Origin of the sequence: Pantoea leporis (assembly GCF_028048155.1) — a bacterium.
Taxonomy (GTDB): domain Bacteria; phylum Pseudomonadota; class Gammaproteobacteria; order Enterobacterales; family Enterobacteriaceae; genus Pantoea; species Pantoea leporis.
The window spans coordinates 53,659-65,723 of the sequence record NZ_JALMEU010000002.1 but is presented as its reverse complement, the minus strand read 5'-3'; the positions used below and the strand labels follow the sequence as shown (position 1 = coordinate 65,723).

The following is a 12,065-nucleotide window of genomic DNA, read 5'->3' as shown; positions in this document are numbered from 1 at the left end:
CGGGAAATGTTTATTCAGGATGGGGCAAAAAGTGATTGCAGGATGTGACGTGCTATTGCGAGCAGTGCGCAAAATTTAGGGGCAAACCTGTTGCGCTAACTGGCTAAAACCTAAACGGGGTGGTAACCCCATCACCCACGACTTTACTTTTTTTCCTGACTAACCCAAACCAGCTCGTTAGCAAAAGTTTGCTCTACTGGTTAGCATTTCACATTAAAGTATGTTGTAACTATATGAGCTAAAATCTACGTTTGTCGAAAATATTGGTCTGGCTTGCTTTAAAATTCAATGATATCAGCAGCTTGTGTCTCGGCGAAGATGGCGATTTCAGGATGAACTCGCCTGCGGAAAAGCGCAGGCGTTAATGGTTTTACCAGCGTGTCGCTTGCATATCGATAACGAAACGATACTTAACATCGCCCTTCAACATGCGCGCGAAGGCTGTTTCGATCTCTTGACCGGCAATCACTTCAATATCAGCAGTGATATTGTGCTTGCCGCAGAAATCCAGCATCTCCTGAGTTTCCTGAATGCTGCCAATTGATGAGCCGCTAATGCTCAAACGACGATTTACCATCGGCGTCACATTTGGAGACTGGTGCGGATGCTCCGGGATACCCACCAGCACCAGGCGACCGTTGGTTTTCAGCGTGGCAAGGTAAGGATCGAGATCGTGCGGAGCCGAGACGCAGTCTACGATGAAATCCAGTGAAGTTTGCGCGTCGGCCATCTGCCCGGCGTCACGTGAAACCACCACGCGCGTCGCACCCAAGCGCAGCGCATCTTCACCTTTGCCGGGTGAAGTGGTGAAAAGCGTGACTTCCGCGCCCATTGCGCTCGCCAGCTTAACTGCCATATGCCCTAATCCGCCCAAACCGACTACGCCGACTTTATCGCCGGCTTTTACGTTAAAGTGACGCAGCGGCGACCATACGGTAACGCCCGCACACAGCAGCGGTGCAACGCCAGCCAGTGGCAAGGTTTGCGGTACGGACACCACAAAGTGCTGATCGACCACCACATTCTGCGCATAGCCGCCCCACGTGCTGTCGCCGGTGTATTTGTCGATGCCGTTATAGGTCGCCACAAAGCCGGCTTCACAATATTGCTCTTCTTGCTGCTGACAAAAATGGCATTCGCGGCAGGAATCGACCATTACGCCGACGCCAACTACATCACCGGCTTTGAAATTCGTTACGTCCGCGCCGGTTTCAACAACGCGTCCGACAATTTCATGTCCCGGCACCAGCGGATAGCGGCTGACCGCCCATTCGTTACGGGCCATGTGCAGATCCGAATGGCACACACCGCAATACAGAATTTCAATTTTGACATCCTGCTGTTGCAGCGGTCGCAATGCAATCTGGCCTGAAGAGAGCGGTTGGGCCGCGTCGTGCGCGACTAATGCATTGATTTTCATAGGGCCTCCGAAATGAGTTGGCTTTGGCTAGCTGAAAGCGGCAGACTATAGTTAACATGGTGCAAAATTGATAGTAGTTACCTTTTGGTAACCATTCAGGAGACGAGAACTATGCCCGCGATGGTAGACGGTAAACTGTTTTTTTATGCGGATTCGCCGCCGCGACGGTTAATGGATCTGTTTTCGGTGAAATGGAGCAGCATGGTTCTGCATGCGCTCTATCATTGGCCTAACCATCGCGCGCGCACCGGCGAGCTGCAGCGCAGCCTGCAGGGAATTTCGAAGAAGATGCTGTTTCAGACGTTGAAAGAGCTGGAGCAGCGCGGGCTGATTGCGCGTCACGTTTATGATGTGGTGCCGCCGAAAGTCGATTATCGCCTAACACCGCTCGGCATGACGTTCGCGGCACCGATCGAGCAGATGTATCAATGGGGGCTGGAGAATCAGACGGCGCTGGATGAGATGGAAGCCCACTTTCGCGCTGCTACGGACGCGCCATCAGCCGCGCCACACATTCCCGATCGTGCTGCTGACGCGGATTAAACACCACCAGGCTTAAACCCGGTTTACCTTCAACCGCAAAGGTGCTGTATTCCAGCTCGAGCACGCCTTCGTCCGGCAGCCACAGCTGTTTAATACCTTCGCCATGCTGACTCACTTCCTGTGATTGCCAAAGCTGGCGGAAGGTGTCGCTCATCTCGCACAGCTCCTCCACTAGCGCGCGCACATGCTCGCTGGCGCCGGTGCGCGCCACATCTGCGCGGAAGTTGGCCACCATGCCGCGTGTCACTTTATGCCAGTCCGGCAGACGCTTTTTCATCTCCTCGTTGCGAAACATCATCAGCAGGATATTGCGCTGGGCAGGCGGCAGTTCAGCGTAATCGACAAACACTTTGGTTGCCGCACGGTTCCACGCCACCACTTGCCACTCTGCGGTTTTGACCAGCGCTGGCGTGTTCTCCATGCTGTCGAGCACGCGCTGCAGCGATGGCGAAACATCCACGCCCGCCTGCCATGTCACGCCAGGCAGACGATTTTGCGCCAGCAAAAACAGATGATCGCGCTCGGCGGCGCTCAGCTCTAATGCGCGGGCTAAGCGTTCCAATACTTCTTCCGATGGCGCGCCGCCTCTGCCCTGCTCCAGCCACGTATACCAGGTAGTGCTGACACACGCGCGCACCGCCACTTCTTCCCGGCGCAGGCCCGGCGTGCGGCGACGAAGTAGGGTGTAACCAAGTTTCGCCGCATCCAGCCGCTGGCGACGTTCACGCAGATAGTTGCCGAGCTGGTTGTCATCTTGGGGAGTCATGCCTTTATCCTGTTAGTGCGTATACCTGTATAAGCTCACGACTTTTCGTCGCGTTGCAGACTTTTATGATAGTGCTTCAACTTTGAAAAAGTGGAGCACCAATATGCGTATTTTTGTGACCGGGGCGAGCGGCTTTATCGGTTCCGCCATTGTGAAAAAACTGCAGGCACGCGGTTATCAGGTGCAAGGTCTGGCGCGCAGCGAGGCTTCCGCAGAAAAACTGCAGCAGCAAGGTGTGCAGGTGATTCGCGGCGATCTGCAAGATCTCGACGGCCTGCGTAAGGCGGTCGAACAGAGCGATGGCGTGATCCACGCAGGATATATTCATGATTTCAGCCGCATGGATCATGCCGCCGAAGTCGACCAACGCGCGATTATGGCGATGGGTGACGTATTGGCAGGTTCAGATCGCCCGCTGATTGTCACCACCGGCACCGCGCTGGTGTCGCCGGGACGTCTCGCCACCGAACAGATTCAACCAGCAGCGGGCGCGCATCCACGTTCCAACTCCAACGTCGCCGCGCTGGCGCTGGCCGACAGCGGTGTGCGCGTAGCGCTGGTGCGTTTACCGCCAACCGTACATGGCGCAGGCGATCACGGATTTATTCCGATGATCATCAATATGGCGAAGGAAAAAGGCGCAGCGGTGTATGTCGGCGAGGGTGAGAATCGCTGGCCCGCGGTGCATCGCGATGATGCCGCTGAACTGTTTTGCCTCGCAGCTGAAAAAGCTGAGCCGGGCGCGATTCTGCATGCAGTACAGGAAGAAGGGGTGCCATTCCGGCAGATTGCCGAAACCATCGGCACCGGATTATCACTGCCGGTGAAAAGCCTGACGCTGGAAGAAGCAAAAGCGTGGTTAGGCTGGATGGCATTTTTCGCGTCTACTGATAATCCGTCATCCAGCGCGTGGACGCGTCAGACGTTTAACTGGCAGCCGAGCGGGCCGGGGTTATTGCAGGATATGCGTGAAGGCGGGTACTTTGCATAAGGTTTAAAAGAATGATAGCGCACCTTGATTGGTGCGCTTATGTCTACTTTCATTATCAAAAATTTCAAAAATATGGCGCAGTTAAAAAAAGAGAATTGGTATGTTAACTTTCATATTCATATCATGAATAAGATAATCATCAGGGATAATATATCGATCATTCAGATTACCTGGCTCAAGTTCTTTCATTACAAAACTTTCAACTTCTTGCTTATAAGTTGCATCATCCTCGATCTCTTCAAGCCCTTCTATTTCCTTAATAAGGGCATGCAAGCCAGTCAAACACTTTTCAAAATCCATTATAGCTTTGCCAGAAGAATCGCAAATGCTAATACCATGCCCTCGGCGTTTAAGCCAGGAGAACAATAAAACCCCAGTTGCCGCATCAAAATTACTCGTCGCATCGTGTTGAGCAGGGTAACGGACCAACCTCTCAAATAAAATAAACTCGGTCACTTCTCGCCACCAAGGATAATGCTGCTGTTGCACTCTAATAATGGTTTGGCAATCAACTTTTATTTCTTCTAAAACACCTACCCAAAAATTCATTTTAACGTGAATATTTTTATTAAAAGGACGGGGTCCGCAGTGGTGATAATAGTCGTGCAAGTATCCCCATACCGAGCGCGCTGCATAGCAATTCTCTGCGCTTAGTAAATGAGATAATTTCCCTTCAAACTCCAATAATGATTCTACTCTACGCAATGTGTCTTTTTGATAGATAGCATGAAATTTATTAAAAAAGAACATCGCAAAATGTTGTTTAACAACCCTATTTTTTGTTTTTACGTTTTCTGGAAAGAAGACTAAGCAGTGTCCAACACTGAAACCAGAAGACGAAGCAATCAGGTGCATTGTTTGGCTGACATTTTGTGGGTGTGGTAAATCAGACATAATTGGCAGCAAGACATCGGGTTGTTTTCGTTGAGCCAAAAAGCACTCCAGCCAATATCCTTTTTCTTTATGACTATTAGGCGTAATGATTGTAGCCAGGTAAAAAGTTTTGCCGCCATCTACAGGTGGTTCATAGCTATCTAATGACCGTTTAAAACATGGTACGGTATTTAATCCAGCTTTTTTCCATTCACGAAGGTCGGTATTCAATTGTAGGGCATAATCGGATTGTTTCAGAGCAGACAATATCTCACCAGCCAAACCTATAATTTCATCCAGCAAATACTCAGCTTTATCTATGTTACATACTACCGCGCCTGTAGCACTTTGCAATTTATTGAACTCATGTATTCGAGGACATAATTCAATAATAACCTTATCCTTAACCCATTCCATAAAAATACTCCTTAGCGTTTATGACCATGAAGAGTGAAACACATTGGTACTTCACCAAAGTCTTGAATGACCTTTAAATTATTATCTTGTGCAGCTTTTAATGTTGTTATACACGCGGAAGCCTTTCCACTAACACACTCCAGCGCTGCCTGTACATTACTTGATACAAAACGAACATTCTGGCTGTATGTATAAGCGAGATAGGATGGCGAAGGATGGCAAGCAATTATAATTTTTTCCATATTTGACGAACTACTATAATTTTTTGCTAATACCATGTTCCATGTTGGCATTACAAAACTATCCTGAATTTCTAAAAAGTCTAAGTTCTCAAATACAATTTTATGTAAGTCTGGATAGACGGCACATCCTAATAATAGATCATGTGTATTCTTCCTGACTTCAATGAGAGCATCCTCAAGAGTTGAATAAAGCTTAACATCACCATAAACCTTCTTACTTTCCAGCCAAAGATAACCTGCTTTCTCACAATTAGTTCCTTCTGGCCCTAAAGTGTGGATTATTATTTTACGATCCATATCATTCTCCTTAACTATGGAATCTATGAATATTTAATTTTTAGATCTTTTTGCAAATCGTTATAAAAAGATTCACAAGCTTCATGGTCAGTATGACGTGTTAAAATAAATCCTGGGTAACCTGAAAAATGAGGGTATGGAAGAACTTTATGCCCAGGCTCCATAAATTCAAAAACATATTCCACCTCAGATTTCTCACGGGCATTTGCTAATCCATCAATCTCGACAAAGATTCCATCCCCCTGCACAGGAATAATATAATTTCCGGCAGTAGATATCGGTTTTACTAATGCCCCCATTTTTTGGGAAAATTCCATACCTAAAGCGTAGCAAATAACCAACTGCAGGAAGTTTATATCCGTGCTTGCTTTCACAATATAATGTGATATTCCGGATCCACCCACGCGTGGTGCGACTTCTATAACAAAAGGCATTTGCTTTTGGTCAATACGCAGTTCCACATGTGCTGGTCCCTCATTAATTCCTAACGCCTTAACTGCACGTCTAACTTCATCTACGATTTCATCTCGCAGTTTCTCATCAATATCAGCAGGTGCAATATAAACACCTTCTTCAAAGTATGGACCTTTGCCATTACCTTTATCGCCGATTGAGAGCACTGTTACCTCACCACGATGCGAAAATGTTTCGATTGCGAACTCCGGCCCATCGATAAATGACTCAAGTAAAACACCACCCTTGTCATAGATGAAATTTTTCAATTGCGTGCGGTTAATTTCCCATACTTTATCAATAGCATTTCTCAATTCATCAGGGTTGTTAGCTCGTGTAACACCTTGACTGGAAAATCCATTAGTAGGCTTCACTACAAGCGGAAATTTTATTTGATCAATGTCTGGGTATTCTCCTTCTTTTATCTCAATAAAGGAGGGTGTATTTAGGCCGTTATCATGCAGAACGCGCCGAGTCATATTTTTGTTTCTACATTGCTCTACTACGAATTCAGGTAAAAAAGGTAATCCCAACCTGTTAGCAATTTTAGCGGCGAAATCTAACGCCGGTTCAAATAGTGTTAAAACACCATCAATTCGGCGCACTTTATTTTCTAACATGACTATATTTAGTGCTTTATCTTCATCTTCAAACAATGGCAAAGCAATGCTTCTCACAACACCGGGAATTTCCGGCGGTGGAGACTCATTATCGTTATAAAAAAATGTAATTTCGACACCCATTGCCTTAGCTTCTTCAAACACAAATGGTAGCTTTCTATTCTGACAGATTATGGCCAGGTTTTTTTGTAGAGTTGACATTAAGAGTTTCCTTTTCGCGTTTTGGCAAAACGATTAACATTACTCCGAGAACAACAACCGCGGTGCCTATAATCACAGTCGTGGTAATATTTTCTTCAAGAAGTATGAAGCCCATATACAATGCAATAACTGGGGAGATGAATAAATGAGATGTAGCTTTAGAAATATGCCAATGTTTAAGCAAAGTAATATTAAGCGTAAATCCTAATACTGATCCTATTACTGCTAAATAAATGAGCGCTCCTAAGCTCTCCCCATAAAAGAAACGGTTACCACTTTCAATTATTAAGCTCGTAATCAAGAGTAAAAAACCACCACTCAGCATGGAAAATGCAACAAAACTAAGAAGTGGAAGAGTTTTAATATGCTTTTGAACTTTGAGCGTTATAGCGGCTGAACTCCCCATAGCTCCTAACACTGCTAACATAGCAATTATACTTTTTTCATTGCCCGGTAAAGATGCTCCTTCACCAAAAACCACACATACACCTATGATGGCAAAGAAAACACCTGATAATTGCCTTCCAGTTGCTGGCTTTCCGCGTAAGAAATGGTTTAGAAGCAGTGCATATACGCTAATTCCAGAAGCTAAAACAGCTACCAATCCACTAGGTATATATGTTGATGCCCAATAAACTGTTCCAAATGGAATCGAAAAATAAAACAGGCCGTTAGCTGCAGCAAGACTGAAAACGGCGTAATTAATATAAATTCTTTCACTTAAAATTAAATAAAAAATAACAATTACACTTGCAATCAAAAACCGCATCCCTGCTGACCACAATGGAAGGCTATTATTTAGCCCAAGCTTTTGCAATGCCCATGTTGTGCCTCCAATAAAGCAAAGAAGGATGAAAAACAAATAAAAACGAATTCTTATTAGAAAGTTAAATGGAGATGACATAACTCGAGCACTCCCTGCGTTGAATATTAATGCATAAGATTGAATAAAGATATCATCTTAAGATTAAAATCAATCCTCTGCGATCTAAAAGTTAATCTCAGCTTATCAAAGCATAATTAAAGCTGTAACCATTATTTAATTACTTTTAAATTAAAAGAAAAAAAACACTCAGTTAATCGAGTCAGCATCGAGCATTAAATTGCCTTTCAATTGTAATCATTATTTTTTCAACTGGATGAACTTATAAAAAAAGAGTAATAAATTAATTCGAGGGAATCTTCCTACCTAATTATAAGACAAGTGAAGTTATCGCAAGATGTGTTGAAGGTAAAAAAGCCCTCAAACCATTGCATTATAATGCTTTTATCTTAACAGTAAATTTTGGATTAAATTCCAATAACACTTGGTTGTCTTATATATAAAGGAAAGATTAGAACGACAACACTGGTCACTTTTGACAAATCAGGCGGGTATATGCGTTATAACCCTTTCTCAATGAGGTATATGACGGGTACTAGTAAGTGAGATGAATTAACAACTACCATTCTGCTTGAGCGTCATTGCCTGCAATGACGCTCCGCATCAGTAACATCAGCCAAACGGCACTTCGCGCGCCAAAATGCGTGCGATCACGTTAAGCGCGCCTTCGTCATTGTTGCTTTCGGTTCTGTAACGCGACACAGCGCTGACTGGCGCGGCGGCGTTCGCCATTGAGAAGCTGTAGCACGCCTGACGCAACATTTCGATGTCATTGGCGCTGTCGCCTATCGCCACCACTTCACAATCATCAATGCCCCATTTTTCCTGAAGCAGCGCGATTCCGTGCGCTTTGTGGCAGCCAGGAATGATCAAATCCACAAACCCAAAACCGCTGGAAACCGGATGCATGATGTTTTCAATCGCGCCCAACTCAGCGTGCAGACGTTCCATCAAGGCATCAACGCCTTCGTGCGCCAGATTCAGCGAGAACTTAAAGATGGTGTCGTCGATATTGTAGAGATTGTCGCGCTTTTCCAGACGATGATAGTGATTCGCCAACATGGCAATCACTTCGTCGGACATTGAGGTGTGCACGTACGCGCCGTTGCGGCCACAGACTACGGTGCTGATGTCCGGCTCTTTGGCGAGGATGTCGAGAATTTGATGCACGCGCTCCTGCGCCAGTTCGCCGCAGAAGATCTCTTCATTACTGTCAGAAACCCAGGCGCCGTTTTCCGCAACAAAAGCGATCTCGTCTTTGATATCAGGAAAGTAGCGCAGCAACTGATAATACTGATTGCCGCTGGCGACCACGAAACGAATGCCCTTCTCTTTCAGCAACGCATACTGACGCGCAAAGCGCTGCGCGTTGTATTGTTTGTTGTCATCGAGAAAAGTGCCATCCATATCCACCGCAATCATCTTCACTGCCATTTTGCTCTCCCGTTTGCTCATTCGGCTCAATAAAGTTTTGTTAAGCTTACTCGCGGTGTGGATTATTGAGAATGTGAATAATGAGTTTGTTAACCGCTTTCAGAGATTTCCAGTCCATCTTTTACTGTAAATCGGCGCCTTTTTCCCTGATCCAGGCACAAAACATCGCCGCCATCTCTTGCGCGTAAGCCTGAATCTCTGCTGGCGTGCGCGGCGATTCGGAAAAATGTTTCCCAACATTGCCCAGCGTACTGTTCAATAAATCTGCGGCGCGCGATCGTTCACTTTCCTCTGAGTGCGGTAATACTTCACGCAGAAAATCGCTGATGACATTTTCACCCGCTGCGCGCGCTTCCTGCACTTCCGGCGCATCACGATACAAAGGTGCGGCGTCATTCAGCGCGGTGCGCATCGCCGCCTCTTCACATTCCGAATGCAAAAACGCCAGTGTGAGATCGTGCAGTCGTTGACGCGGCGTGTTGGCGGTATTGCGCAGAATCGCACCTAACAAATCGCTAGTGCGTAGCCATTCTTCGCTTTGTAATCGGAAAAGAATAGCTGCCTTATTGGGAAAATATTGATACAGCGATCCAATACTGACGCCCGCGCGTTCCGCCACCCGCGCCGTGGTGAAACGCGCGGCGCCTTCCAGCTCCAAAACCTGAGTAGCCGCCTGCAAAATGGCGGAAACCAGCTCGCTGGAACGCGCCTGCCTGGGTCTTTTTCTCTGTGAAATCTTAATGTTACGTGGTTCAGTCACTATCATCTCCTGAACACGAATAGTGAAATGCGAATAATTCATCGTATTCTGTTGGCACAGCAAAATCCATTTGTCTGTACGGAGAACAACATGAATACCTTAACCTCTGCGCCACTGGCGCCGCTGCTGAATTACCTGTTTGAACTGGCCGATAATATGGCGCATCCTACCAATAACGCCTTCAGAACCATGACTGACGCCGAGCAACATCGCCTGCTACACAGCAAAACCGATTACCTGGAACTTTATGGACATCTAAAAGAGGTGCCGTTAGCGGTATCACGTGAAACCGGCAAGTTGCTGTATATGCTGGCGCGCAGCAGCAATGCCAAAACCATCGTTGAATTTGGCACCTCATTCGGCATTTCCACGCTGCATCTGGCGGCGGCGCTGCGCGATAACGGCGGCGGTAACATCATCACCTGCGAGTTTGAACCGGGGAAAGTGGCGTTAGCTCGTAACCATTTCGCCGATGCCGGCGTCAGCGATTTGATTGAGGTACGCGTGGGCGATGCGTTGCAGACATTGAGCCGCGATCTTCCGGCCACCATCGATATGCTGGTGCTGGACGGTGCAAAAGCGATTTACCCGGAGATTGTAACGTTGGTGCAGCCGTTTTTGCGTCCCGGCGCGCTGATTGTTGCCGACGATGCCGACTTCAGCCCGGAGTATCTGGAGCTGGTGCACAGTAATCGTGGTTTTATGTCGCTGCCGTTTAACGATGGGGTTGAGGTGTCGATGTGGGTTGGGAATGTGTAATTATGAAGGTCGCCAGGAATGGCGACCTGACTAATCAGTTAAACCATGGCTGGAACGGGTCGGGGAATTCCACCCAGTTATCGGGTCCGAGCGCCATTTCCTCATCGGTTAACAGCGCCTGTTCCAGTTTGCTACGCAGCGCGTTTTCATCCATTTCTATGCCGATAAACACCAGTTCCTGTCGCGCGTCGCCGCTGCCGTCAACCCAGTTTTCTAAGATGTAGCCAAGGTTTTCCGCATCTTCCGGCCAGCGATCTTTTGGCACGCTGGCCCACCACATGCCGGCTAAACCCTGACGCGATACGCCGCCTGCCTGCGACCACGAACCGGCATGACGCGGACGGCTGGCAAGCCAGAAGTAGCCTTTGGAACGCACCACTCCGTGCATCTCATTTTCAATCAAGTGAGCAAAGCGCATCGGATGGAACGGACGACGCGCGCGGAACACGAAGTTACGAATGCCGTACTCTTCGGTCTCGGGCGTGTGTTCTCCACGCAACTCCTGCAGCCAGCCCGGCGCCTGCGCGGCGGCATCAAAATCAAACAAACCGGTGTTGAGCACCTGATCCAATCCCACTTTGCCGAATTCAGAGGTGATAATGTTGGCGCGCGGATTGAGCGACGTCAGGATCGCCATCAGCCGCGCTTTTTCCGTCTCGTTAATCAGGTCAGTTTTGTTAAGAATCAGTACATCGCAGAACTCGATTTGATCGACCAGCAAATCCACCACCGTGCGCTCATCCTCAGCGCCCAATGATTCTCCGCGCGACTGAATGCTCTCATTCGATTCATAGTCACGCAGGAAGTTAAAGCCATCGACCACCGTCACCATGGTGTCGAGCGAGGCAACTTCAGACAGACTCTGCCCCTCTTCATCGGCGAAGGTGAAGGTCTCCGCCACCGGCAACGGTTCAGAAATGCCGGTCGATTCGATCACCAAATTATCGAAGCGGCCATCTTTCGCCAGACGATTAACCTCCAGCAGCAAATCTTCACGCAATGTGCAGCAGATGCAGCCGTTACTCATTTCCACCAGCTTTTCGTCGGTGCGCGACAGCTCTGCCCCGCCCTCGCGCACCAGCGCGGCATCGATATTCACTTCCGACATATCATTGACGATCACCGCCACACGACGGCCTTCGCGGTTATTGAGAATATGATTGAGCAGCGTGGTTTTACCTGCGCCGAGAAAGCCGGAAAGCACGGTGACGGGAAGTTTTTTGAAACCATCCTGATTTTGGGTTAATGCTGACATAGCAACTCCTCTGAATGACAAGGTTCACAAGACGTATAGGCATACGCGCAATGGTGTTTTTAGTTATGTTATAACATAACAATTAACGTTGTCATTGAGGAATGTTGATGGAGCGGATTGGTCGCCATGAATGGCGACCTTACGGCGAACG

12 protein-coding genes are annotated in these 12,065 nt (G+C 47.6%); 3 read left to right on the top strand and 9 right to left on the bottom strand.

The genetic code is table 11. From position 1 onward, the window contains the following. Positions 1 to 370: 370 nt before the first annotated feature. The gene (locus tag MWH02_RS07575; protein ID WP_271460223.1) at positions 371 to 1,420 is read right to left on the bottom strand and encodes an NAD(P)-dependent alcohol dehydrogenase; all 1,050 of its coding nucleotides are present in this window, start codon (positions 1,418 to 1,420) and stop codon (positions 371 to 373) included. 111 nt (positions 1,421 to 1,531) lie between these two features. On the opposite strand from MWH02_RS07575, the gene MWH02_RS07570 reads away from it, so the two are divergent. After that, the gene (locus tag MWH02_RS07570; RefSeq protein ID WP_271460222.1) at positions 1,532 to 1,963 is read left to right on the top strand and encodes a winged helix-turn-helix transcriptional regulator; all 432 of its coding nucleotides are present in this window, start codon (positions 1,532 to 1,534) and stop codon (positions 1,961 to 1,963) included. Here the strand turns inward: MWH02_RS07570 and MWH02_RS07565 are convergent. Continuing rightward, positions 1,905 to 2,729 (bottom strand): helix-turn-helix transcriptional regulator, encoded by an 825-nt coding sequence (locus tag MWH02_RS07565; protein WP_271460221.1) that lies wholly within the window; start codon positions 2,727 to 2,729, stop codon positions 1,905 to 1,907. The genes MWH02_RS07570 and MWH02_RS07565 overlap by 59 nt on opposite strands. 103 nt (positions 2,730 to 2,832) lie before the next feature. On the opposite strand from MWH02_RS07565, the gene MWH02_RS07560 reads away from it, so the two are divergent. After that, positions 2,833 to 3,720 (top strand): SDR family oxidoreductase, encoded by an 888-nt coding sequence (locus MWH02_RS07560; protein WP_271460220.1) that lies wholly within the window; start codon positions 2,833 to 2,835, stop codon positions 3,718 to 3,720. An 81-nt stretch (positions 3,721 to 3,801) separates the two neighbouring features. Here the strand turns inward: MWH02_RS07560 and MWH02_RS07555 are convergent, their stop codons facing one another. The 6 genes from MWH02_RS07555 to MWH02_RS07530 form a co-directional block, all read right to left on the bottom strand. Then, positions 3,802 to 5,010, bottom strand: coding sequence for a DUF6421 family protein (locus MWH02_RS07555; RefSeq protein ID WP_271460219.1), 1,209 nt, complete (start codon positions 5,008 to 5,010; stop codon positions 3,802 to 3,804). A gap of 11 nt (positions 5,011 to 5,021) precedes the next feature. Then, entirely contained in the window at positions 5,022 to 5,549 is a 528-nt protein-coding gene (locus tag MWH02_RS07550; protein ID WP_271460218.1) for a type 2 periplasmic-binding domain-containing protein, read from the bottom strand. A gap of 23 nt (positions 5,550 to 5,572) precedes the next feature. Then, the gene (locus tag MWH02_RS07545) at positions 5,573 to 6,823 is read right to left on the bottom strand and encodes an ATP-grasp domain-containing protein (protein ID WP_271460217.1); all 1,251 of its coding nucleotides are present in this window, start codon (positions 6,821 to 6,823) and stop codon (positions 5,573 to 5,575) included. Beyond that, positions 6,780 to 7,727: a DMT family transporter gene (locus MWH02_RS07540; RefSeq protein ID WP_271460216.1), complete on the bottom strand. Its 948-nt coding sequence runs from the start codon at positions 7,725 to 7,727 to the stop codon at positions 6,780 to 6,782. Before MWH02_RS07540 ends, MWH02_RS07545 begins: the two co-directional genes overlap by 44 nt. 591 nt (positions 7,728 to 8,318) lie before the next feature. Then, a complete protein-coding gene (locus MWH02_RS07535) occupies positions 8,319 to 9,140 on the bottom strand; it encodes a Cof-type HAD-IIB family hydrolase (protein WP_222234145.1) in 822 nt (273 codons plus the stop codon). A gap of 121 nt (positions 9,141 to 9,261) precedes the next feature. Beyond that, positions 9,262 to 9,900: a TetR/AcrR family transcriptional regulator gene (locus MWH02_RS07530; RefSeq protein WP_271460215.1), complete on the bottom strand. Its 639-nt coding sequence runs from the start codon at positions 9,898 to 9,900 to the stop codon at positions 9,262 to 9,264. Between the two features lie 90 nt (positions 9,901 to 9,990). On the opposite strand from MWH02_RS07530, the gene MWH02_RS07525 reads away from it, so the two are divergent. Next, positions 9,991 to 10,659 (top strand): O-methyltransferase, encoded by a 669-nt coding sequence (locus tag MWH02_RS07525; RefSeq protein ID WP_192235324.1) that lies wholly within the window; start codon positions 9,991 to 9,993, stop codon positions 10,657 to 10,659. A 34-nt stretch (positions 10,660 to 10,693) separates the two neighbouring features. On the opposite strand, the gene zigA is transcribed toward MWH02_RS07525, so the two are convergent. Then, the gene (gene zigA, locus MWH02_RS07520) at positions 10,694 to 11,914 is read right to left on the bottom strand and encodes a zinc metallochaperone GTPase ZigA (RefSeq protein ID WP_271460214.1); all 1,221 of its coding nucleotides are present in this window, start codon (positions 11,912 to 11,914) and stop codon (positions 10,694 to 10,696) included. Positions 11,915 to 12,065 lie beyond the last annotated feature (151 nt).